This window comes from Leclercia pneumoniae, from assembly GCF_017348915.1.
GTDB classification, from domain to species: Bacteria; Pseudomonadota; Gammaproteobacteria; order Enterobacterales; family Enterobacteriaceae; genus Enterobacter; species Enterobacter pneumoniae.
The window spans coordinates 171,988-194,407 of sequence record NZ_CP071383.1 but is presented as its reverse complement, the minus strand read 5'-3'; the positions used below and the strand labels follow the sequence as shown (position 1 = coordinate 194,407).

Genomic DNA, 22,420 nt, shown 5'->3' with positions numbered 1-22,420 from the left:
CGCCTGGTGCAACGATTAGATCGCCGCTTTTTTGATCGCTGCTTAGGCTTTTTCTACCTGAGCGAAGTCCAGTTCTACCGGGGTCGCACGACCAAAGATAGAAACAGAAACTTTCAGGCGGGACTTCTCGTAGTCCACTTCTTCAACTACGCCGTTAAAGTCAGCAAACGGACCGTCGTTAACACGAACCATTTCACCCGGTTCAAACAGCGTTTTCGGACGCGGCTTATCACCCACCTGCTGCAGGCGGTTCATAATCGCATCAACTTCTTTGTCGCTGATTGGCGCCGGACGGTCAGACGTGCCGCCGATAAAGCCCATTACGCGCGGTACGCTGCGCACTAAGTGCCAGCTTGCGTCGTTCATCACCATCTGAACAAGCACGTAACCCGGGAAGAATTTGCGCTCACTTTTGCGACGCTGGCCGCCACGGATCTCAACCACTTCTTCGGTTGGAACCATAACTTCGCCAAACAACTCTTCCATATTATGTAATTTGATATGCTCACGCAGCGACGTTGCTACGCGGCCTTCAAAACCGGAAAACGCCTGAACGACGTACCAGCGCTTTTTAGGGGCTTCAGACATCTCAGAACCTCAGGCCAGTGATAAAGGATACCAGGCGAACCAGAATACCATCCAGTCCCCACAGGATCAGTGACATTACCGCGGTAACCGCAGCCACAATTAACGTGGTGTGCAGAGTTTCCTGGCGAGTCGGCCAAATGACCTTACGGACTTCGGTTCTCGCTTCGCGGGCAAAAGCGACGGTCGCTTTACCTTTGGTCGTCAACAGCGCGACACCACCCGCTGCAGCAATCAGAATAACCACTGCCAGCGCGCGTAGCGGCAGCATCATGTCACGATAAAGATAATTGCCTACAATAGCCACAATCAGCAGTACGGCAACAACTACCCACTTCATCGCTTCCAGGCCGCGCCCGCTCCCTTGAGCTTCGGTATTCGCACTCATAAACCAACCTGTCAGAAGAATTCTACAAACATTTTCACCCCGCGAGCGCGAGGCGAACCTAACCGAAATGCTCTATATGAGTTTCGGACTTACGCCCTCTACAGAGCCTGTCTCAGCAATGATTATGACAAATAAAATCACTGATGAGCCAGGTTCTGGTTCGAAAGCGTGCAAAAAGGGCATCAAATGATGCCCTTTCTTTGCGCATTGCGTCAAATGTTATCAGCAATTAACCGAGAACTTTAGCAACCACGCCCGCGCCAACGGTACGACCGCCTTCACGGATTGCGAAACGCAGACCGTCGTCCATCGCGATTGGGTGGATCAGAGTCACAACCATCTTGATGTTGTCGCCTGGCATTACCATCTCAACGCCTTCTGGCAGTTCGATGGTACCGGTCACGTCAGTTGTACGGAAGTAGAACTGTGGACGGTAGCCTTTGAAGAACGGAGTATGACGGCCGCCTTCGTCTTTGGACAGGATGTACACTTCAGATTCGAACTTGGTGTGTGGCTTGATGGAGCCTGGCTTCGCCAGAACCTGACCACGTTCGATTTCTTCACGTTTGATACCACGCAGCAGAACACCAACGTTCTCACCAGCACGGCCTTCGTCCAGCAGTTTGCGGAACATTTCAACGCCAGTACAGGTAGACTTAGCAGTGTCTTTGATACCAACGATTTCAACTTCTTCGCCAACTTTGATGATACCGCGCTCTACACGACCGGTAACAACGGTACCACGACCGGAGATGGAGAATACGTCTTCGATTGGCAGCAGGAACGGCTTGTCAATCGCACGCTCTGGCTCAGGGATGTAAGAATCCAGGTAGCCAGCCAGTTCGATGATTTTCTCTTCCCACTCTGCTTCGCCTTCCAGCGCTTTCAGCGCGGAACCACGAACGATTGGGGTGTCGTCGCCTGGGAAATCGTACTGAGACAGCAGTTCACGAACTTCCATCTCTACCAGTTCCAGCAGCTCTTCGTCATCAACCATGTCGCATTTGTTCAGGAACACGATGATGAAAGGAACGCCTACCTGACGACCCAGCAGGATGTGCTCACGGGTCTGAGGCATAGGGCCGTCAGTCGCAGCAACAACCAGGATCGCGCCGTCCATCTGCGCAGCACCGGTGATCATGTTTTTAACATAGTCGGCGTGGCCTGGGCAGTCTACGTGTGCGTAGTGGCGAGTCGGGGTGTCATATTCAACGTGAGAAGTGTTGATGGTGATACCACGCGCTTTTTCTTCTGGCGCGTTATCGATCTGATCGAATGCGCGCGCAGCACCGCCGTAGGTTTTAGCCAGTACGGTAGTGATTGCAGCGGTCAGCGTTGTTTTACCATGGTCAACGTGGCCGATAGTACCGACGTTAACGTGCGGTTTTGTACGTTCAAACTTTTCTTTAGACATCGATTGTCCCTCTAAGACACGGATAAATCGGTGATATCACCACATCAACCAGGCGGAATGCCTGAACTGTTGAATACATTGATATTGAAACAGAGAGAAACGGGAGGGAGAAGTGAAGTGGTGCTGATACCCAGAGTCGAACTGGGGACCTCACCCTTACCAAGGGTGCGCTCTACCAACTGAGCCATATCAGCACGTATTGGAGCGGGCAGCGGGAATCGAACCCGCATCATCAGCTTGGAAGGCTGAGGTAATAGCCATTATACGATGCCCGCATCCTGAAACTCGGCTACCCAGTTCTTTCTGTAACAAAAAAAGAGATTTCTCTCTTTTTCTATTCGAGCTGATTTATTTTTTAAACCAGCTCCGGCGGCGTTAACGCTGCCAGAAAGTGGTGGTGGGGGAAGGATTCGAACCTTCGAAGTCTGTGACGGCAGATTTACAGTCTGCTCCCTTTGGCCGCTCGGGAACCCCACCGGACTTGATGGTGCCGACTACCGGAATCGAACTGGTGACCTACTGATTACAAGTCAGTTGCTCTACCTACTGAGCTAAGTCGGCATCAAGTAGCGCGCATTTTAGGGAGACCTGCGCAGTCATGCAACTAAAAAATCACTTAAAACATTCTTTCGCTCACATTTTGCGCGAAGAATGCGGTGAACGCTGCAATTTCACCCATATCGGGTCAATTATTCAGCAGAAATACTCGCTCCATAGCGTTTTTTTCTTACCGTGATGCTCCCCGCGTAACGCATGTCTCGCCTATATTTTTTCTTATTATTCCTCCCATCTGGTGTTAACCTCCTGCCCATTGTCCAAAATTAACTACTACGTGAAGCGCTATCACAGGCTCACAGAAGCATGCTTATGAGCAAAAAAGAGCAAACGCTAATGACGCCCTATCTCCAGTTTAATCGCAGCCAGTGGGCTGCTTTGCGCGACTCCGTCCCTATGACCTTAACCGAGGGGGAGATAGCGCGGTTAAAGGGGATAAACGAAGATCTCTCTCTGGAAGAAGTGGCCGAGATTTACTTACCTCTGTCGCGCTTGCTTAACTTCTATATCAGCTCCAATTTGCGCCGACAGGCCGTACTGGAGCAGTTCCTTGGCACCAACGGTCAACGTATTCCTTATATCATCAGCATCGCCGGCAGCGTGGCGGTGGGCAAAAGTACCACGGCTCGCGTGTTACAGGCCCTGCTGAGCCGCTGGCCAGAACACCGCAGCGTAGAATTGATCACCACCGACGGTTTTCTCCACCCGAACGAGGTATTAAAAGAGCGCGGTCTGATGAAGAAAAAAGGCTTCCCGCTCTCCTACGATATGCACCGTCTGGTGAAATTTGTCTCGGATCTCAAGTCCGGCGTGCCAAACGTCACCGCCCCGGTCTATTCGCATCTCATTTATGATCGCATCCCGGATGGTGACAAAACGGTCGCTCAGCCGGACATTCTGATTCTGGAAGGGCTAAACGTCTTGCAGAGCGGTATGGATTATCCGCACGATCCGCATCACGTCTTCGTGTCTGATTTCGTAGATTTCTCGATTTATGTCGATGCCCCGGAAGATTTACTGCAAAGCTGGTATATCAACCGCTTCCTGAAGTTCCGCGAAGGGGCGTTCACCGATCCGGACTCTTACTTCCACAACTATGCCCAGCTTTCTGAAGAAGAAGCGGTGAATGTGGCGACCGCCCTGTGGAACGAAATTAACTACGTTAACCTGAAAGAGAACATCCTCCCTACCCGCGAACGCGCCAGCCTGATCCTCACCAAAAGTGAAAATCATGCGGTGGACCAGGTTCGCCTGCGCAAATAGCAGCCTGACAGGCACAAAAAAACCGGCGATGATCGCCGGTTTTTTGTTTTTCGCTTATGGCTGCGGTTTCTCGCCGTTTTCATCCTGATCGACTGCGAAGCAGGCTACCAGCTGTCCATCATAGTCCTTCAACTGCGGCTGCAACTGCGTGCAGGGCCCGAAGCGACGACGACAGCGGGCGTTGAACGCACAGCCCGGCGGTGGATTCAGCGGGCTCGGCAGCTCGCCGGTCAGCTTGATACGCTCGCGGCGATCGTCCGGATTAAGGCGAGGTGTTGCTGACAGCAGCGCCTGAGTATAAGGGTGACGCGGATTGTTAAAGATCTGGTCTTTGCTCCCCTTCTCTACGCAGCGCCCCAGATACATCACCATCACTTCGTCAGCAATATGCTCCACCACGGAGAGGTCGTGCGAAATGAACACATAAGAGAGCCCCAGTTCCTGCTGCAGATCCATCATCAGGTTTAACACCTGAGCGCGCACAGAAACGTCGAGCGCGGAAACCGGTTCATCGGCAATCACCACGTCCGGGTCAAGCATCAGACCGCGGGCAATGGCGATACGTTGACGCTGGCCGCCAGAGAACATATGCGGGTAGCGATCATAATGCTCGGTTTTCAGACCCACTTTCGCCATCATCGCCAGCGCTTTTTCCCGGCGCTGCTCTTTACTCAGTGAAGCGTTAATCAGCAGCGGCTCTTCCAGAATCTGTCCCACTTTTTTACGCGGGTTCAGGGAACCGTAGGGGTTCTGAAACACAATCTGGATTTTCTGGCGACGCAGCTTCTGCGCCTGCGGATCGTGCTTAAGCAGATCCTGGCCCTGATAGTACAGTTCGCCGCCGGTTGGCGTTTCGATCATTGTCAGCAGACGACCCAGTGTAGATTTTCCACAGCCCGATTCACCCACTACCGCCAGCGTTTTACCGCGCTCGAGGTTGAACGACACGCCGTCCAGGGCTTTCACCAGGCGCTCGGGGGCAAACAGTCCCTTCTTCACCGGGTAATGTTTTTTTAGATCGATGGCCTGCAACAGCGGTTGTTGCGTGGCGGCCTGTTGCGTACTCATAGTGTTGGCCTCCCGGCATCATCGAGTGGGTAGTGGCATTTGGACTGACGACCGTCAGCCAGCAGGTTCAGCGCGGGTTCATCGACGCGACACTTATCCGTTGCATACGGACAGCGCGGGTTGAGCAGACAGCCCTGCGGACGGTCATATTTACCCGGTACCACGCCCGGCAGCGAGGCCAGACGCGCTTTATCCTGCGCAAATTCCGGCAGAGCACGCAGCAGAGCCTGAGTGTACGGGTGACGCGGCGCGCGGAAGATGTCGTGCGAACTTCCGGTCTCTACCACCTGACCTGCATACATTACGATGATTTTGTGCGCCGCTTCGGCCACCAGCGCCAGGTCGTGCGTAATCAGCACCAGCGCCATGTTCTCTTTCTGCTGTAAATCCAGCAGCAGCTCGATGATTTGCGCCTGAATAGTGACATCCAGCGCGGTCGTCGGCTCATCCGCAATTAACAGCTTAGGCCGACAGGCGATCGCCATGGCAATCATCACACGCTGGCTCATCCCGCCGGACAGCTGATGCGGGTAAACATCCAGTCGCGATGCCGGATCCGGTATACCTACCTGGTTAAGCAGGTCGATCGCGCGCTGGCGACGGGTTTTCTTATTCCCGCCCTGGTGCACCTTGATGGCTTCCATAATCTGGAAACCAACGGTGTAACACGGGTTCAGGCTGGTCATCGGATCCTGGAAGATCATCGCCACTTCAGCGCCCACCAGCTGGCGGCGCTGTTTTTCGGAGATACGCTTCAGATCCTGACCGTTAAACTCCAGGTTTTCAGCCATGACGCGGCCGGGATAGTCAATCAGTCCCATAATCGCCAGTGAACTTACTGACTTACCGGAGCCCGATTCCCCTACGATACCGACCACTTCGCCCTGATTTACGCTATAGCTGATGCGGTCCACGGCGCGAAACGGTGTGCCTTCGTCGCCGAAGTGCACCGATAATTCATTTACATTTAATAACGCCATCTCGTGCCTCTTACTGCTTCAGTTTGGGATCAAGTGCATCACGCAGACCATCACCCATCAGGTTAAATGCCAGCACCGTGAGCAGAATCGCCAGACCCGGGAAGGTGACGACCCACCAGGCGCTTTGCGCGAACTGCAACACATCGGAGAGCATGGTGCCCCACTCCGGTGTTGGCGGTTGCGCACCCATGCCAAGGAAGCCAAGAGCGGCCATATCGAGAATGGCGTTAGAGAAACCAAGCGACGCCTGAACAATCAACGGCGCAAGGCAGTTCGGGAAGATATTAACGAACATCTGACGCATCGCACCGGCACCCGCTACGCGGGAAGCGGTGACGTAATCGCGGTTCACTTCTACCAGCACAGCCGCACGCGTGAGACGTACATAGTGAGGCAGTGCCACAAAGGTTAGCGCCAGCGCGGCGTTGCCGATCGACGGGCCGAAGATGGCCACCAATACCAGCGCCAGCAGCAGACTTGGCAGCGCCAGCATAATATCGACGATACGCATAATGATGTTATCAACGATACCGCCGAAGTAACCGGCCACCAGGCCGAGTACCACGCCCATAACCAGCGACAGCACCACCACCAGGCAGCCCACCAGCAGCGACAGACGTGCGCCGTACATCAGGCGCGACAGGACATCACGGCCCACATCATCGGTACCTAACAGATGGGCAAAGGTTCCCCCCTCCTGCCATACCGGTGGCGCCAGAAGCGAATCACGGAACTGATCCGCCGGGTTATAGGGCGCGAGAACGTTCGCAAAGACCGCAATCAGGATCATGACAGTGACATACACCAGCCCTACCACCGCCCCTTTGTTGCGTTTGAAGTAGTGCCAGAACTCCTGCAGCGGCGTCATGGGAACCGGTGCTGCGACCACTTTATTTTCAGTAACTTGTGACATGATGGCCCCTTACTTCTTATGCCGAATACGCGGGTTCACCACGCCGTAAAGCAGATCGACCAGCAGGTTGACGAGGATAATCATCGTCGCCACCAGCAGTACGCCGCCCTGTACCACTGGATAATCGCGGCGTTGCAGCGCGTCGATCAGCCAGCGTCCCAGGCCCGGCCAGGAGAAGATGGTTTCGGTCAAAATCGCCCCCGCCAGCAGCGTTCCCACCTGCAGACCGATAACGGTTACCACCGGCAGCATGGCGTTACGCAGTGCGTGCACGATGATAACGCGCATGCGGGTCAGACCTTTGGCGCGCGCGGTACGGATGTAATCCTCACCCAGCACCTCCAGCATTGAAGAACGGGTCATACGCACGATAACGGCCAGGGGAATGGTGCCCAGCACCATCGCAGGCAGAATCATGTGCGCTACCGCATCAATAAAGTTGCCCTCTTCCCCCCAGATTGCCGTATCAATCAGCATGAATCCGGTGAGAGGGTTGGTGTCATCAAGGAACACCATATCGCTAACTCGCCCGGATACCGGCGTCAGGTTCCATTGCACCGATACCAGCATAATCAGCATCATGCCCCACCAGAAGATAGGCATGGAGTAGCCGGTCAGCGCCAGGCCAACCGCGGTGTGATCGAAGATTGAACCGCGCTTAACGGCAGCCAGCACGCCAACAGGGATGCCTACTGCGGTCGCGAAAATCATGGCGCAGACGCCGAGTTCCAGCGTCGCTTTAAAGCGCGGCACGAACTCGTCCCACACCGGGAGACGGCTTTTCAGCGAGATGCCTAAATCACCATGCAGCACGCCCCAGATATAGTGGAGATATTGCTGCCACAGCGGTTTATCCAGGCCCAGTTCGGCCAGCAGCTGCGCATGACGTTCAGGAGAAATGCCACGCTCGCCCGCCATAATCATTACCGGGTCGCCGGGGATCATATGGACAAAGGCAAAGGTGAGAAGGGTGATACCGATAAACGTGGGGATAACTAGCCCCAGACGTCGGAGGATGAACTGCAACATAACCCGGATTCTCTATAATGACGCACAACCAGGGGATGTGGTCTGTATTGCTCACAAATGTAAATTCCCTCTCCCTTTGGAGAGGTTAAGGGTGAGGGGATGCATGCACGCCCCTCACCCCTGCCCTCTCCCAAAAGGAGAGGGAGAATACCCTACTTATTATTCAACAGAGACGTTTTCGAAGTGGTGTTTGCCCAGTGGATCAACCACGTAGCCTTTCACTTCTTTACGCACTGGTTCGTACACGGTGGAGTGCGCGATGATCAGGGCAGGCGCCTGGTCGTGCATAACCACCTGAGCTTGTTTGTACAGCTCAATACGTTTGTTGTGATCTTCTGCAGCGCGCGCCGGCTGAATCAGGTCTTCAAACGGCTTGTAGCACCAGCGAGAGTAGTTGGAGCCATCTTTCGCCGCTGCGCAGCTGAACAGGGTCGCGAAGAAGTTGTCCGGATCCCCGTTGTCGCCCGTCCAGCCCATCATCACGGCCTGGTGTTCACCCGCTTTAGCACGTTTCAGGTATTCGCCCCACTCATAGGTCACGATCTTGGCCTGAACGCCAATCTTCGCCCAGTCAGCCTGAATCATCTCGGCCATACGGCGAGCGTTCGGGTTGTACGGACGCTGTACCGGCATCGCCCACAGCTCAACGGTAAAGCCTTTATCCTGACCCGCTTCTTTCAGCAGGGCTTTCGCTTTCTCAGGATCGTAGTTGTAGTCTTTAACGTCGTCGTTATAGCCCCACATGGTCGGCGGGATCAGGTTTTTGGCAGCAACGCCAGCGCCCTGGTAAACCGCTTTGATGATCGCTTCTTTGTTCACCGCGTAAGTCAGCGCCTGACGCACTTTCACGTCATCAAACGGTTTCTTCTCGGTGTTGAAGGAAAGGTAACCCACGTTCAGGCCCGCCTGCTCCAGCAGGTTGATGTTTTTGTCCTGCTTCATACGTGCAATATCAGCCGGGTTTGGATACGGCATGACCTGGCACTCGTTTTTCTGCAGTTTCGCATAACGTACGGAGGCGTCAGGCGTGATGGAGAAGACCAGACGGTCGATCTGCGGCTTGGTGCCCCAGTAGCCTTCAAAGGCTTTGTACAGAATGCGGGAGTCTTTCTGGTATTGCAGGAGCTGGAACGGACCGGTACCGACCGGGTTCAGGTCGACTTTTTCCGGCGTGCCGGCTTTCAGCATGTTGTCGGCATACTCTTTAGACAGGATAGAGGCGAAGTCCATGGCCAGGTCAGCCAGGAATGGCGCTTCTGGACGCGTCAGGACGAACTGAACGGTTTTATCGTCCACTTTCTTCACTTCGCTAATCAGGTCTGGCAGGCCCATCCCTTCGAAGTATTCATAGCTGCCGCCAGAAACTTTATGGTACGGGTTCTGGGCATTTTTTTGACGATCAAAGGAGAACACAACGTCGTCGGCATTAAAGTCGCGCGTTGGTTTGAATTCTTTGCTGTCCTGCCACTTCACACCCTGACGCAGGTGGAAGGTATAGGTTTTGCCGTCTTCGCTGACTTCCCACTTCTCTGCCAGACCCGGAATCACTTCCGTGGTACCGGTTTTGAATTCAACCAGACGGTTATAGATAGGTACGGAGCTAGCGTCGTACGTGGTACCAGAGGTAAACAGCTGTGGGTTAAAGCCTTCCGGCGAGCCTTCAGAACAGTAGACCAGGGTTTTTGCCTGCACGCTAGCCGCGACGGTCATTGCCACCAGGCTCAGACCAAGCTTCAGCATCCCTGACTTCTTCAAGGAAATACTCATTATTATTCTGCTCCAATGTGATGTTTTTTGTTGTGTTACGCCGCCTGACCTTTAATTTATTTTTTACCCGGTCCGGTCGGTGATGCCCGAAGGCGTTATAAGGGATGGAGATTCCTTTCAGAAGAGCAACTGAGTTGCAGCGCAGATTCTCCCTGAAATGCCCCTCGTGCCCTACAATCTGTCAACAGAATGTGAAAACGTCAATACAGGTGACGGGGATTTACGCTAAGTGTGAGAATCAGCAAACAAAGATTAAAAAAACCCAGAGGCACTATTTTCAGCAGGGAAATTTATGCTACCCGCCATGATGCAGCACAACTCACTTCTTATTCTGCTGTGACCAGTGATTAACATTTATTCAGACGGGTTAAATTTTCTTACAGGATGGTGAATATCTGAGCACTAAATTCCGCGAACGTTAAAACGCACAGCGGAAAATGCTGAGGTTATCCATAAGCAACGCGAAAAAAGATCAATCTATATATAAAAAAATACAATGGAATATGTCACAAAAACGTTAACAGGCAGGGTTAATGGAAGGTAACAAGCGTTTTAGTTTGTTGTCGTAACTAACTTTAGGCGCCAGAAGCAAAAAAGCCTGCTCAGTGAGCAGGCTTTTGAATTTGGTCGGTGCCAGAGGATGACTCGCCACTCCGTGGCTCGCCCTTCGGGCCGTTGCTGACGCAACGTTCTCTCGCTTCGCTCGAGTCGAACCTCTGCCCCCCGGAGGTTCTCATCCTCGCAAGCCTCAGGTGCAAAAAAGCCTGCTCAGTGAGCAGGCTTTTGAATTTGGTCAGTGATAGAGGATGACTCGCCACTCCGTGGCTCGCCCTTCGGGCCGTTGCTGACGCAACGTTCTCTCGCTTCGCTCGAGTCGAACCTCTGCCCCCCGGAGGTTCTCATCCTCGCAAGCCTCAGGTGCAAAAAAGCCTGCTCAGTGAGCAGGCTTTTGAATTTGGTCGGTGATAGAGGATTCGAACCTCCGACCCCTTCGTCCCGAACGAAGTGCGCTACCAGGCTGCGCCAATCACCGAATGCGGGCCGCATCTTACTGCTGAGGTACGGCTCCGTCAATCCCTTACAATAAAAAAGCCTTTAAGGTGGCGAGTCGCTCGCCAACCCTTTACTGAACCGCTTTTACGCCGGTATCCGGGACATGACACCAGTTGTTATTTTCGTTGATACCACCGTCTTTCGAGGTATAGCCCAGGCAGCCAAGGATCGTGTCGTACAGCTCAACATGGCGGTGCGGCACTTTCATATCCGCCTGCTGTTTCAGATGGGCAAACATCTTCGCCTTATCCGGGTTTTCCAGATATTTATCAGACATCCATACCATCATCGGCACGCGGAACTGCTCCGGCGGAGCCATCTTACGTGGCGTACCGTGCAGATGTTCCTTCTCGTTGATCGACTCCCCGTGGTCGGCGGCGTAGAAGACAATCGCTTTCTTATCACGCAGCTGATCGATCACGCTATCGATAAAGTGATCCACATAGGTGACCGAGTTATCGTAAGAGTTAATCATCTCTTCTTTGGTACACCCTTTATCAACCCCAATACACTCCGGCGTCCATTTGGCAAAACTGCGCGGATAACGCTGGGTATAGTTAAAGTGCGATCCTTTGGTGTGCAGGATAATAAGATGTTTGCCGTCCGGGTTGCCCTGTAAAGAGCGCTGCATCTCATCGACCAACAGCATGTCATCCACATGTTTGCCACGGTTACGTGGCTCAGCGCCAATCTGCTCGCGGTAAGCAATGTTATCGGCCATGGTGTTGCTGTAGAACCACATCTCACTCTGCATGGCGTACAGGTCGGAACTGAAGCCCAACTGACTCAGTACCGCAAAGACGTTTTGCTCTTTCAGCGTACGCTGTGGGTTATCATCCGCCCCGCCTTCACGCACAAACATGCAGCGCAAAGAGAGCTTAGTGGCCGTATCACACGAGTAACCGCGGAAGGCAACGAGGTTTTTCTCCTGGGCCAGTTTCGGCGTAGTGTCACGCTCATAGCCCAGCATTCCCATATGATCCCAGCGGGTCGTCTCACCGATGATAAACACCACGTAGGTGTCATCAATATCCGCTGGCGCCTGATAGCTAAATTTCTTCGCCGGGTTAATCAGCGATTTATTATCGGAAGACTCATCCACCTGCGCCCAGGCATATAACCCCAGCGCCGAGATCCAGTTTGATGGCAGATAGGAGTTCGCCACCACGCCGCCGTAACTCGGCATATCGACACCGGTCGTACGCTCAACGTGTTTCTGCTGAATGTCCAGTAAGCGAATCGGGCCCCAGACCATCAAACCGGCAATCACCACCAGCGCAACACTTCTGATACGTTGACCTGGCGTACGCAGCTGACGGAGCAAGGTATAACGGCAGCGGTTACTCCAGATAAAGAGCAGCGGCAACACGCTGACGCAGACCAGCCAGAGGATAAAGTGCCAGCCAACCACCTCTTTAGAGAGGTCAATATCGGTGGTCATCACCGACGCGATAATCCCGTAGCCGATCACCACGTTCATAAACGTCATGTAGTAACTGGCACCCGCCGAGCACAACACCACCAGCGTGGCCAGTACCCGCCATACCCGTCGCCCAAACAGCGAAAGCAAGCGTAATAAGAAGAAGGTGACGAGTACCGTAGCAGCCAACTCAACAACCGCAGCAACTCCTTTCAAGGCGGTAAAGTTTTGCGCATAGCCATCAAACCGACGGAAAAATACGGCGCCATTCATAAACAGACCGATGTACAACGCCAGCAAAAAGCTCAGCTTTTGTTGCGTCATCGCTTTGATATATTTCATTAAAATGACCTGGAAAAAAGAAAAATATTGCTGCTTCACTTACAGATTAACAGTGCACAGGCGGAGTCTTCGTTGACGATGTTTTTAAGGGAAACCATCTCAAGCGCGGTAGAGTAGACCACAGGGAGACGAAAAAGTGGCAGCATAGAGTGTGATCGCTGCAGATATTTACAAAAAAACAAGTCCGATGACATTCATCTGACCCGTTTCTGTAGTAAGGCGGGGAAGCAAAGGCCGGAGGCTCCGGCCTTTAGGGGATTATTCAGGCATGCGCTTCGGAGTAAACTTCACGCTGCGGCTGACGAATGGTGGTGGAGAGCGCCAGTGAGAGGATCAGCAGAGCGAAGATAACGCAGAAGGTGACATAGAAGCCGCCGAACAGCGATGCAATCAACGAACCGCAGATACTACCAATCCCGAAGCCCAGGTAAATCACACCGTAGTTTTTCGCCAGGTTGTTCAGGCCGAAGAACTCGCTGACCAGCGACGGGAAGACCGTGATGGTGCCACCGAAGTTAAAAGCAACACAGGCGATGGCCGCGAAGAAGGTGATTTCATTCAGCGGAGCGAAGAGCAGCGCCGCCATCCCCACCAGAGAGACGACCTGTCCGAGCGTGATAACACGGATACGGGCGATTTTGTCAGAGAGGATCCCCAGCACCAGGCGACCCGAGAGATTAGCGATAGAGATTACCGTCACCGCATTCGCCGCAGTGGCCACATCCAGCTTCACCATTCCCTGGGCGATATCTTTCGCCACGCCGATGACATACAGGCCGCTCATGCAGGCAGTCAGGAACATCACCGCCAGCATCCAGTACTGCGGTTTACGCATGGACTGCGCCAGGGTGAAGTCGTTCTCCACCACCCCATTCACCGACTTCACCGTTTGCTGCGGTGCGTCTTTCATTAACGTCGCGCCGAAGACAATCATCACCAGCACGATGGCGCCCCAGATCATAAAGGTCTTTTCGAGGCCGACTGAAGCCAGCAGTTGGGAATCGATAAATTTAAACCCGAGGCTGCCCAAACCATAGGAGCCGATCGAAAAGGCAGAGATCAGCCCTTTACGCTCGGGGAACCATTTCACACAGTTCGACAGCGTCAGCAGGTAACCCGCCCCGTCCGCTAACCCGACCAGCACCCCGGCGCTGAGCCACAACATCAGCAGGCTGTTGGAATGTGCCGTCAGGAAGAAGCCGACACCCAGCATAATCCCGGAGGCCATGGTCACGCGCTTCACGCCAAAACGCTCTTGTAATTTACCGGCCACGGAGGAGGAGAGCGCCAGGCCCAGGCTCAGTAAGCCAAACGAGAAAGCAACCTGACTGACAGGCGCATCCAGTTTCTCGGACAGCGCGCTGTTAAACAGGCTCCAGGTATAAACCGATCCCAGCGCAAACTGAGTCACGATTGTACCGAAAAGGGTAAGCCAGCGAGTGCGGTTAGAGGTTGATGTATTCATGGCAGTTGTCCTGCAGGGAAAAGGGGAAATTCACTGCTGACAACGATACGCAAAACCCTGCATCCATAGGGGGAAAACGGTATGAAATGCAGGGGAGACGGAATGAAATGCCGTAAATGGGGAATGAATGGCCTGGACGATACGATTCTGCCCAATTGCGTTAGTACCTACTATCGCTACAAGGCCTGCCATCCGTACACTTTTTACGAATTTAACGCACAAAAAAACAACAACTTTAAAACTTAGCGCTAACACCCAGCGTATAGAGGTAATCCTCGCCTAAGACCATGCTCGCAGACTGAGAGAGCGAAGCGTAGGCCGCCATATGGGGATAAAGCGGAATATCGGCCCCCACGGTGACGTCCATCCAGCTGTCTGGCTGCTGCGATGCAGCGGTTTTACTGAACCCCGCCTGGCTCTTCCACTGGTTATCGCCAAACTGCTGGTTATAACTGATTTGCGCCCATGGCCGCAGGCCGCCCAGATGGGAGTCTACACGCCAGCCCAGGGTGCTGACACTGGCATGCCAGAGGGGATCGGTCAGAGATGACGTGCTGACGCTGTCCCCAAACTCGTTATACATGGTGGAGGGTGAGCCATCATAGCGCCAGGAGACAATCGGCCCGGTAGTGATGCGGCGTGCTACAGGAATATTGACCCCCACGCTCATCGTACTTCCCGGCATCGCTGAAGAGGCGTCGGCCAAATTGACCGACACGGCCGGGGCATTTTGCGATGAGCGGATCCGCTCCGCGAGGATATCTTCATAACGCGGTTGGTGATCGTCATCCCATGTGTAGCGCTCAGTAGTATTATTTACGTTATCTGAAACGATATATTCCTGTTGCCAGGCAAATGCTGTGTTACCTGAAAGCAGACAGACTAACAAACTCACCACGCCTGTCGCGGCATGGCGGCCACTGATTTTTTTTATCATCATCAAAGCGACTCCAGAAGAGAGCCGAATTCGGCGATATTTGTCATTGTTAATAGATAGGTAAGCGGGTTTTCAGGCATGGCGTAGAACGCATTAAACCCTGTATTAACTATTGTCTTTTTAACTACCACGTCAAGCCGGGCCGATGGAAATTTTCGTGGATTCAATCACTATGAGGGAGATGGACTATGCAACGTTGTGGCTGGGTAAGCGAAGACCCGCTTTATATCGCCTATCACGATAAAGAGTGGGGCGTACCAGAAACCGACCGCCGCTATCTTTTTGAAATGATCTGCCTTGAGGGCCAGCAGGCCGGTCTTTCCTGGATTACCGTATTGAAAAAACGCGAGAATTACCGCCAGGCCTTCCACCATTTCGATCCGGAAAAGGTGGCGGAGATGACGGAAGACGACGTTGAGCGGCTGGTGCAGGACGCAGGGATTATCCGCCATCGCGGTAAGATTCAGGCCATTATCGGTAACGCACGCGCGCTGCTGGCAATGGAGGCAAATGGCGAAGCATTTTCAGATTTTATCTGGTCGTTTGTCGGCCATCAGCCGCAACTGACCCAGGCCACGACCCTGGCAGAGGTCCCCGCCTCGACGCCAACCTCAGACGCCTTATCGAAAGCGCTGAAAAAGCGCGGGTTTAAATTTGTCGGCACCACCATCTGTTATGCCTTTATGCAGGCCAGCGGGATGGTGAATGACCACGTGACGAGCTGTTTTTGTTATTCCGGAGGCCAGCATGATCCGCGCATGGCTGAGTGATGACACCTCTCCCTTGCTGCGCTTATGGCTGGAAAGTACCACCCTCGCCCATCCGTTTATTGAGGCCAGCTACTGGCAAGAGAGCGAAGCGATCGTCCGGGATGTTTATCTGCCATCGGCAGAGACCTGGGTCTGGGACGAGGCAGATGAGGTGTGCGGATTTATCAGCGTCCTGCATGTTCAGTATATCGGCGCGCTATTTGTCGCGCCGTCATACACGGGTAAAGGCATCGGGAAGGCGCTGATCAACCATGTTAAACAGCGCTACCCGGCCCTGAGCCTGGAGGTGTATCAGAAAAACACCCGGGCGGTGAATTTCTACCATGCTCAGGGCTTTCGCATTATGGATAGCGCCTGGCAGGAAGACACCCAGCACCCGACGTGGATTATGAGCTGGCAGGCGGATCAAACGCCGTAAGCGGTAGCTCCGGCCCTTGATATTTCTCCAGCCAGGCCAGCGCCGTATTCCCCGCGCAACCATTCCCTAGCTTCGAGCTGGGGAGATCTTTCGTCAGAACGTTAACCGCACCGTTTTTACAGATCCCCCCTGCGCTACGTTCCAGATCAGGCCATGCCCCCTGGTGAATACAGATCACGCCGGGCTTGATACCCTCGCTCACGACCGCCCCCGCCAGTACCTGCCCACGCTGGTTCCAGACACGCACCACATCCCCGTCGGCAATGCCGCGCGCGTGAGCGTCGATGGGGTGCAGCGTGACCGGCTCGCGCCCGGCAACCGCATACTGTTCGCGCAGTGAAGAGTAGTTCAGCTGGCTATGCAGGCGATGCGCTGGATGAGCAGAGAGTATCTGCAGTTGTTGCGGCTCGGCGTTGCCATGCCACTCGTCCGGCTCCAGCCACATCGGATGCGGCGGACAATCGGCGTAACCAAAACTGGCGATACGTGCTGAGTGGATCACAATCTTGCCGCTTTCGGTTTTTAACGGATGCGCCTCAGGATCGCGACGGAAGTCGGCGAAACGTACAAACTGTGCATTTTGCGCATTTTCGGGCATTTCGACGATCGCATTCGCCTCCCAGAACTCGGCAAAGGGCGGCAAGGTCACCCCCTGTGAGGCACCGCGCTGCGCTGCGATCTGATAGAAGCTCTCCAGCCACTCCAGGTCGGTTTTGCCTTCCGTAAATCGCGCACGTCCACCCGCTTCCCACCGTTCGCTCAGCTCAGCAAAGACCTCCAGATCATCACGCGCCTCATCGCGCGGCGGCACCACGCGCTTCATGGGCACCATGTGTTGATTACTGTAGTCGCCGGTCATGGTCATGTCGTTGCGTTCAAACGAGGTGGTGGCCGGCAGAACGATATCTGCATGTCGGGCCGCTGCGGTCCAGAAGCACTCGGAAATGACCACCAGCTCCGGCTTCTGCCAGGCACGGATTAATCGGTTAGTGTCCTGATGGTGCGTAAAGTTGGCGCCGCCCGCCCACCAGACGAAGCGGATATCCGGGAAGTGCCGGTCCATACCGTTGTGCTGGTAGAAACCGCCCGGATTTTCCAGCGCCTCGACGATGCGCGCTACCGGGATTTTTTCTACGGCATCGGTGCCACCCTGTACGCTGCCCTGCATCGAGGCCAGTACCGCCGCACGACGCGTTGGATTACCGCCATTAGCGAAGTGATAAGAGAGACCAAAACCGCCGCCCGGCGTGCCGATCTGGCCGATCATGGCTGCCAGAGTGACCAGCATCCAGTGCTTCTGCTCGCCAAACTGCTGACGCTGCATCCCCCAGCCCGCCATCAACATGGTGCGGTTGCTATGGAAGAGTTCTGCCAATTCACGAATTTTCCCGGCATTTACGCCGCAAATCGCCGCCGCCCACTCGGCCGTTTTCGCGATGCCATCCGTTTTCCCCGTCAGGTAATCGGCGAATTGGTCATAACCGCTGGTGCAGCGGGCAAGAAACGCCGTGTCGTGCCAGTTGTTTTCAACCAGGGTATGCGCAATGCCCAGCATCATCGCCACGTCGGTGCCCATATGCGGGGCGATCCACTCTGCCGCCTCGCCGAAGAAATCGGCAGTTTCGGAGCGCATAGGATCGATACAGATGATGCGCTTACCGCTCTTACGTAGTGCATCGAAGTAAGGGATACCCTGCTCGTCGCTGGCGTTCCAGGCAATTTTCAGGGTATTGAGTGGGTTGGCGCTCCAGAGCACCACCACGTCGGTATGTTCCAGCACCAGCGGCCAGCTGGTCTGCTGCTGATAAACCTCATTTCCCCCTACAACATACGGCATGATCGCCTGCGCGGCACCGGTGGAGTAATCCCCAAGATGGCCGGTATAGCCGCCGGCGAGGCTCATATAGCGCTGCAGTAGCGTCGCCGCCTTGTGTAACACGCCGTTAGATCGCCAGCCGTACGATCCGGCAAAGATAGAGGACGGGCCATAGCTGTTGCGGATACGTTTATGCTGCGAATCAATCAATGCAAGGGCATCGTCCCAGCTGACACGGACAAATTCATCTTCCCCGCGTACCCCCTGCGGATTATCCGGCGAAGCGAGAAAACCTTTCCGCACCATCGGCCAGCGCACGCGGGTTTTACTGTGCACCTGATCGCGCACCACCGTCTGCAATGAGTTCGGGTAAGGGGTGGGCAGCGCCCCGCGGGATGACAACACTGTGTCGCCATCGGTCTCTACCAGCATCGGCCCCCAGTGGGCCGCAGTCAGAATGGTTTTAATTGAAGTGGTCAAAGCGTGCGCTCCCGGGTTGCCTGTTGCAGGTTTTCATCGCCTTCTTCGAGGCTGTTTATGATTAGAAACATAATTCAGAGTTATCCCTGGAATTTTCTACATATCTGCGCGTCATAATCAACCGCCACGCTCGTCGTGGCAAAGAATAAAAAGGATTAAGGAAATAAGATGAAAAAACGCGTACTCATGATTGCCGCGCTGGTCAGCGGCGCACTGGCTGTTTCAGGCTGCACCACAAACCCTTACACCGGCGAACGCGAAGCCGGTAAATCCGGCATCGGTGCCGGGCTCGGTTCCCTGGTAGGCGCGGGCGTTGGCGCCCTCTCCTCCTCTAAGAAAGATCGCGGCAAAGGAGCGTTAATTGGCGCAGCAGCCGGTGCCGCGCTGGGCGGCGGCGTCGGTTATTACATGGACGTGCAGGAAGCAAAACTGCGCGACAAAATGCAGGGTACAGGCGTTAGCGTGACGCGCAGCGGCGATAACATCATTCTGAACATGCCAAACAATGTGACCTTCGATAGCAGCAGCGCAACGCTGAAACCGGCTGGCGCGAATACCCTGACCGGCGTGGCGATGGTGCTGAAAGAGTACAGCAAAACGGCGGTTAACGTGCTTGGCTACACCGACAGCACCGGCAGCCAGGATCTGAACATGCGTCTCTCCCAGCAGCGTGCGGATTCCGTGGCCAGCGCGCTGATCACCCAGGGCGTCGCCGCGAACCGTATTCGTACCAACGGTATGGGCCCGGCAAATCCGATCGCCAGTAACAGCACGGCGGAAGGCAAAGCGCAGAACCGCCGCGTAGAAATTACCCTGAGCCCAATCCAGTAAGGGCTTGCCATCGTTGATTTTCGCGCTAAGGTGTTCTCACTTCAGGCAAAGGAATCAGCGATGAGCAAATCAACACGGGCCACTATCAGCGACGTGGCGAAAGCCGCCAAAACCGGTAAAACCAGTATTTCCCGTTACCTCAACGGTGAAAAGCATCTGCTTTCCGACGCGCTGCTGGCCCGTATTGAACAGGCGATCGCCGATCTTAACTATCGTCCAAGCCTGATGGCCCGTGGCCTGAAGCATGGCCGTACGCGGCTCATTGGCCTGATTATCGCCGATATCACCAACCCCTACTCCGTCAATGTTCTGAGCGGTATCGAAGCCGCCTGTCGGGAAAAGGGGTTCACCCCGCTGGTCTGTAACACTAATAATGAACTCGACCAGGAGCTGCACTATCTCGATCTGCTGCGCAGTTATCAGGTTGAAGGCATTGTGGTCAACGCGGTGGGCATGCGCGAAGAGGGGCTAAACCGCCTGCAACAGTCAGCGCTGCCGATGGTGCTTATCGACCGTAAAATTCCCGAATTTGCCTGCGACGTCGTGGGTCTGGACAATACGCAGGCCGCCACGACGGCGACAGAACATCTTATCGAACAGGGCTTTGAAGCGATCCTATTCCTCAGCGAGCCGCTGGGTATGGTCAATACTCGCCGCGAACGCCTGGCGGCCTTCCGCGCTACCCTGGCCCGCTATCCTGGCGTCATTGCTGAAAACGCGGAAATTCCCCTGCATGAAGGGGACCAGATGGACATCGCCCTGCGTCAATTCCACTCACGCCATCGCGGTATGCGCAAGGCGGTGATCTCCGCTAACGGTGCCCTCACCCTGCAGGTGGCTCGTTCTCTGCGCCGTGTTGGGCTGCACTGGGGCCGCGACATCGGCTTACTGGGCTTTGATGAGCTGGAGTGGGCAGAACTGGCAGGCGTGGGGATCACCACCCTTAAACAGCCCACCTGGCAGATTGGCTATGCCGCGGTGGAACAGGTTGTGCGCCGCATTGAAGGGGCCAGTGATACCGTACGCGAGCAGCACTTCTCCGGCGAGCTGATTGTTCGCGGCTCTACCGCCCGTTAACCTCCCTTCGTGATGACGATCATAAATTCAACATACTGATCTTTTCTTTGGAACCGGTTCCATCTAGCGTAATAGTATCGATAACGCGATGGAGTCAGCCAGTGGGCAGAAAAATTATTGTCGTCACCGCCGCCTATGGCGCCGACCGGATACGTGAAGCAGGGGGCCAGCGCGCCATACTGCCTGTCATTGCTAAAGCGGGCGCAGACGGCGTGGAGATCCGCCGCGAACTGTTCAACGACGCTGAACTGAATGCGCTGCCTACCCTGGCGCGCTCCATTGAGCTGCTGGGCCTGCTAGCCTGCTACTCCGCTCCCGATTCCCTGTTCACCGCCGAAGGCGAGCTGAACCCAGCGCTGCCGCGCTACCTTGCCGAAGCCAGTACGCTTAATGCCCTCTGGCTGAAGGTCTCTTTAGGTCATTTTCGCGATAAAAACCAGCTTGAAGCCCTGCGCCCGCTACTGCAGGAGAGCGGCATGACGCTGGTGGTCGAGAACGATCAGACTGATTTCGGTCAGCTCGCCCCTATGCAGCGCTTTAAAGCCGCCTGCCGGGTGCAGGCGCTTCCGGTGAGCCTGACGTTCGATATGGGCAACTGGCTGTGGGTAGGTGATTCACCGGAAGAGGCCGCGCAGCACCTGGCGCCTGCGGTGAGCTATATTCACGTGAAGGCGGCGGAGCCGCATCAACATCACTTTCGTGCCGTCCCCCCGGCAGCAGAAAACTGCCGCTGGCTGGCGCTGCTGGATCGGCTGCCTGCCGATGCGCCTCGCGGGATCGAGTTCCCGCTTGAAGGCCCGGATCTGACGGCCGTCACCCGTCACTACGTTAATTTACTGCGCGAGGTCTAAGCCATGCCGCAAGCACTGGATGTCATCACCATTGGCGAAGCCATGGCCATGTTTGTGGCCAGCGAGCCTGGCGAGCTAAGCCAGGTTGAACATTTCTTTAAACGTGTAGCTGGCGCCGAACTCAATGTCGCCACCGGGCTGGCGCGCCTGGGTCTGAAAGTGGGCTGGGTCAGCCGCGTGGGCGACGACAGCTTCGGTCATTTCATCCTTAGCGCCCTGAAAAAAGAGGGGATAGAGACCTCGGGCGTTACCCTGGATGGCTGCTTCGCAACCGGCTTCCAGCTGAAATCTAAGGTCGAGGATGGAACCGATCCCATTGTGGAGTATTTCCGCAAAGGTTCTGCCGCCAGCCATCTGTCGGTGGAGGATTTTAATCCGGCCTATTTTACCACCGCACGACATCTGCACCTGAGCGGCGTGGCTGCGGCGTTGTCGCCGAGTTCATGGGCCCTGCTCGATCACGCTGCAGGCGCAATGAAAGCCGCAGGCAAAACCCTCTCTTTCGATCCCAATTTGCGGCCGGTGCTGTGGAAAAGCGAAGCGGAGATGGTTGAAAAACTTAACCAGTTAGCCTTCCAGGCTGACTGGGTCTTACCCGGCGTGAACGAGGGCATCATCCTTACCGGGCAACGCACGCCGGAAGGGATTGCAGATTTCTACCTTGATAGAGGCGTGAAGGCGGTGGTCCTGAAAACCGGTGCCGATGGCGCCTGGTTTAAAACCAGCAGCGGCGAGAAAGGTGCCGTGGCCGCGGTAAAAGTGGACAACGTCGTTGATACGGTTGGCGCAGGCGATGGTTTTGCCGTGGGGGTGATTAGCGCCCTGCTGGAAGGCAAAACGCTGCAACAGGCTATCTCACGCGGTAACAAAATCGGATCGCTGGCGATCCAGGTGCAGGGCGACAGCGAAGGATTACCCACGCGTAGCCAACTGGGGGAATAACCCCCGCAACATCACAGAACCACCGTGTACCCTACAGACAACGGCGGTCATTACCT

19 protein-coding genes, 5 tRNA genes and 2 other RNA genes are annotated in these 22,420 nt (G+C 55.0%); 7 read left to right on the top strand and 19 right to left on the bottom strand.

Annotation, left to right across the window (positions count from 1 at the left end; translation table 11 throughout):
• Positions 1-42: 42 nt before the first annotated feature.
• From nusG to JZ655_RS00895, 7 genes are all read right to left on the bottom strand, one after another.
• A complete protein-coding gene (gene nusG, locus JZ655_RS00925) occupies positions 43-588 on the bottom strand; it encodes a transcription termination/antitermination protein NusG (RefSeq protein ID WP_003862341.1) in 546 nt (181 codons plus the stop codon).
• A gap of 1 nt (position 589) precedes the next feature.
• Positions 590-973, bottom strand: coding sequence for a preprotein translocase subunit SecE (gene secE / locus JZ655_RS00920; protein WP_003862342.1), 384 nt, complete (start codon positions 971-973; stop codon positions 590-592).
• Positions 974-1,202: 229 nt separating this feature from the next.
• Positions 1,203-2,387 (bottom strand): elongation factor Tu, encoded by a 1,185-nt coding sequence (tuf, locus tag JZ655_RS00915; protein ID WP_040078350.1) that lies wholly within the window; start codon positions 2,385-2,387, stop codon positions 1,203-1,205.
• A gap of 118 nt (positions 2,388-2,505) precedes the next feature.
• A tRNA-Thr gene (locus JZ655_RS00910) sits at positions 2,506-2,581 on the bottom strand.
• A gap of 6 nt (positions 2,582-2,587) precedes the next feature.
• Positions 2,588-2,662: transfer RNA gene (locus JZ655_RS00905), tRNA-Gly, on the bottom strand.
• 117 nt (positions 2,663-2,779) lie between these two features.
• Positions 2,780-2,864, bottom strand: a tRNA-Tyr gene (locus JZ655_RS00900).
• A gap of 8 nt (positions 2,865-2,872) precedes the next feature.
• A tRNA-Thr gene (locus JZ655_RS00895) sits at positions 2,873-2,948 on the bottom strand.
• A 306-nt stretch (positions 2,949-3,254) separates the two neighbouring features.
• Here JZ655_RS00895 and coaA point away from each other — a divergent pair.
• Positions 3,255-4,205 (top strand): type I pantothenate kinase, encoded by a 951-nt coding sequence (gene coaA, locus JZ655_RS00890; protein WP_207292774.1) that lies wholly within the window; start codon positions 3,255-3,257, stop codon positions 4,203-4,205.
• Positions 4,206-4,259: 54 nt separating this feature from the next.
• Here coaA and dppF read toward each other — a convergent pair whose 3' ends face one another.
• The 11 genes from dppF to JZ655_RS00835 form a co-directional block, all read right to left on the bottom strand.
• Positions 4,260-5,273: a dipeptide ABC transporter ATP-binding subunit DppF gene (gene dppF / locus JZ655_RS00885; protein ID WP_046886255.1), complete on the bottom strand. Its 1,014-nt coding sequence runs from the start codon at positions 5,271-5,273 to the stop codon at positions 4,260-4,262.
• Positions 5,270-6,253 (bottom strand): dipeptide ABC transporter ATP-binding protein, encoded by a 984-nt coding sequence (gene dppD, locus JZ655_RS00880; RefSeq protein ID WP_040077920.1) that lies wholly within the window; start codon positions 6,251-6,253, stop codon positions 5,270-5,272. Before dppD ends, dppF begins: the two co-directional genes overlap by 4 nt.
• Positions 6,254-6,263: 10 nt before the next feature.
• A complete protein-coding gene (dppC, locus tag JZ655_RS00875; RefSeq protein WP_046886256.1) occupies positions 6,264-7,166 on the bottom strand; it encodes a dipeptide ABC transporter permease DppC in 903 nt (300 codons plus the stop codon).
• Between the two features lie 9 nt (positions 7,167-7,175).
• Positions 7,176-8,195 carry a dipeptide ABC transporter permease DppB gene (dppB, locus tag JZ655_RS00870; RefSeq protein ID WP_040077917.1) on the bottom strand — a complete coding sequence of 340 codons (1,020 nt, stop codon included), beginning with the start codon at positions 8,193-8,195 and terminating at the stop codon, positions 7,176-7,178.
• A gap of 159 nt (positions 8,196-8,354) precedes the next feature.
• Positions 8,355-9,962: a dipeptide ABC transporter periplasmic-binding protein DppA gene (gene dppA / locus JZ655_RS00865; RefSeq protein WP_207292773.1), complete on the bottom strand. Its 1,608-nt coding sequence runs from the start codon at positions 9,960-9,962 to the stop codon at positions 8,355-8,357.
• A gap of 624 nt (positions 9,963-10,586) precedes the next feature.
• Positions 10,587-10,721, bottom strand: a non-coding RNA gene (locus tag JZ655_RS00860) — RtT sRNA.
• A gap of 31 nt (positions 10,722-10,752) precedes the next feature.
• A non-coding RNA gene (locus tag JZ655_RS00855) (RtT sRNA) lies at positions 10,753-10,887 on the bottom strand.
• Positions 10,888-10,918: 31 nt separating this feature from the next.
• Positions 10,919-10,995: transfer RNA gene (locus JZ655_RS00850), tRNA-Pro, on the bottom strand.
• 90 nt (positions 10,996-11,085) lie between these two features.
• Positions 11,086-12,777, bottom strand: a complete 1,692-nt coding sequence (gene eptB / locus JZ655_RS00845) for a kdo(2)-lipid A phosphoethanolamine 7''-transferase (RefSeq protein ID WP_207292772.1) — start codon at positions 12,775-12,777, stop codon at positions 11,086-11,088.
• A gap of 262 nt (positions 12,778-13,039) precedes the next feature.
• Positions 13,040-14,242, bottom strand: a complete 1,203-nt coding sequence (locus JZ655_RS00840; RefSeq protein ID WP_040077914.1) for an L-lactate MFS transporter — start codon at positions 14,240-14,242, stop codon at positions 13,040-13,042.
• 235 nt (positions 14,243-14,477) lie between these two features.
• On the bottom strand, positions 14,478-15,182 hold the full coding sequence (locus JZ655_RS00835; protein ID WP_207292771.1) for an autotransporter domain-containing protein: 705 nt from the start codon (positions 15,180-15,182) through the stop codon (positions 14,478-14,480).
• Between the two features lie 185 nt (positions 15,183-15,367).
• Between JZ655_RS00835 and tag the strand changes: the two genes are divergently transcribed.
• Positions 15,368-15,949, top strand: a complete 582-nt coding sequence (gene tag, locus JZ655_RS00830; protein WP_207292770.1) for a DNA-3-methyladenine glycosylase I — start codon at positions 15,368-15,370, stop codon at positions 15,947-15,949.
• Positions 15,927-16,367 (top strand): N-acetyltransferase, encoded by a 441-nt coding sequence (locus JZ655_RS00825; protein WP_046886262.1) that lies wholly within the window; start codon positions 15,927-15,929, stop codon positions 16,365-16,367. The genes tag and JZ655_RS00825 overlap by 23 nt, the downstream gene beginning before the upstream one ends.
• Here the strand turns inward: JZ655_RS00825 and JZ655_RS00820 are convergent.
• Positions 16,336-18,615, bottom strand: a complete 2,280-nt coding sequence (locus JZ655_RS00820) for a molybdopterin guanine dinucleotide-containing S/N-oxide reductase (protein WP_242637327.1) — start codon at positions 18,613-18,615, stop codon at positions 16,336-16,338. The two genes, JZ655_RS00825 and JZ655_RS00820, sit on opposite strands and share 32 nt — an antisense overlap.
• Before the next feature lie 216 nt (positions 18,616-18,831).
• Here JZ655_RS00820 and JZ655_RS00815 point away from each other — a divergent pair, with 216 nt between their 5' ends.
• From JZ655_RS00815 to JZ655_RS00800, 4 genes are all read left to right on the top strand, one after another.
• Positions 18,832-19,494, top strand: a complete 663-nt coding sequence (locus JZ655_RS00815; protein ID WP_040077908.1) for an OmpA family lipoprotein — start codon at positions 18,832-18,834, stop codon at positions 19,492-19,494.
• 60 nt (positions 19,495-19,554) lie between these two features.
• On the top strand, positions 19,555-20,571 hold the full coding sequence (locus tag JZ655_RS00810; RefSeq protein WP_207292768.1) for a LacI family DNA-binding transcriptional regulator: 1,017 nt from the start codon (positions 19,555-19,557) through the stop codon (positions 20,569-20,571).
• Positions 20,572-20,672: 101 nt separating this feature from the next.
• Positions 20,673-21,422: a sugar phosphate isomerase/epimerase family protein gene (locus tag JZ655_RS00805; RefSeq protein WP_040077906.1), complete on the top strand. Its 750-nt coding sequence runs from the start codon at positions 20,673-20,675 to the stop codon at positions 21,420-21,422.
• 3 nt (positions 21,423-21,425) lie between these two features.
• Positions 21,426-22,364, top strand: coding sequence for a sugar kinase (locus tag JZ655_RS00800; RefSeq protein WP_207292767.1), 939 nt, complete (start codon positions 21,426-21,428; stop codon positions 22,362-22,364).
• Positions 22,365-22,420 lie beyond the last annotated feature (56 nt).

Coding starts and splice junctions, on each gene's coding strand:
- JZ655_RS00810 (WP_207292768.1), top strand. CDS start 19,555: ATGAGCAAATCAACACGGGCCACTATCAGCGACGTGGCGAAAGCCGCC.
- dppB (WP_040077917.1), bottom strand. CDS start 8,195: ATGTTGCAGTTCATCCTCCGACGTCTGGGGCTAGTTATCCCCACGTTT.
- secE (WP_003862342.1), bottom strand. CDS start 973: ATGAGTGCGAATACCGAAGCTCAAGGGAGCGGGCGCGGCCTGGAAGCG.
- dppD (WP_040077920.1), bottom strand. CDS start 6,253: ATGGCGTTATTAAATGTAAATGAATTATCGGTGCACTTCGGCGACGAA.
- JZ655_RS00835 (WP_207292771.1), bottom strand. CDS start 15,182: ATGATGATAAAAAAAATCAGTGGCCGCCATGCCGCGACAGGCGTGGTG.
- JZ655_RS00800 (WP_207292767.1), top strand. CDS start 21,426: ATGCCGCAAGCACTGGATGTCATCACCATTGGCGAAGCCATGGCCATG.
- JZ655_RS00825 (WP_046886262.1), top strand. CDS start 15,927: ATGATCCGCGCATGGCTGAGTGATGACACCTCTCCCTTGCTGCGCTTA.
- dppC (WP_046886256.1), bottom strand. CDS start 7,166: ATGTCACAAGTTACTGAAAATAAAGTGGTCGCAGCACCGGTTCCCATG.
- tag (WP_207292770.1), top strand. CDS start 15,368: ATGCAACGTTGTGGCTGGGTAAGCGAAGACCCGCTTTATATCGCCTAT.
- dppF (WP_046886255.1), bottom strand. CDS start 5,273: ATGAGTACGCAACAGGCCGCCACGCAACAACCGCTGTTGCAGGCCATC.
- tuf (WP_040078350.1), bottom strand. CDS start 2,387: ATGTCTAAAGAAAAGTTTGAACGTACAAAACCGCACGTTAACGTCGGT.
- JZ655_RS00815 (WP_040077908.1), top strand. CDS start 18,832: ATGAAAAAACGCGTACTCATGATTGCCGCGCTGGTCAGCGGCGCACTG.
- JZ655_RS00820 (WP_242637327.1), bottom strand. CDS start 18,615: ATGCTGGTAGAGACCGATGGCGACACAGTGTTGTCATCCCGCGGGGCG.
- dppA (WP_207292773.1), bottom strand. CDS start 9,962: ATGAGTATTTCCTTGAAGAAGTCAGGGATGCTGAAGCTTGGTCTGAGC.
- nusG (WP_003862341.1), bottom strand. CDS start 588: ATGTCTGAAGCCCCTAAAAAGCGCTGGTACGTCGTTCAGGCGTTTTCC.
- eptB (WP_207292772.1), bottom strand. CDS start 12,777: ATGAAATATATCAAAGCGATGACGCAACAAAAGCTGAGCTTTTTGCTG.
- JZ655_RS00840 (WP_040077914.1), bottom strand. CDS start 14,242: ATGAATACATCAACCTCTAACCGCACTCGCTGGCTTACCCTTTTCGGT.
- coaA (WP_207292774.1), top strand. CDS start 3,255: ATGAGCAAAAAAGAGCAAACGCTAATGACGCCCTATCTCCAGTTTAAT.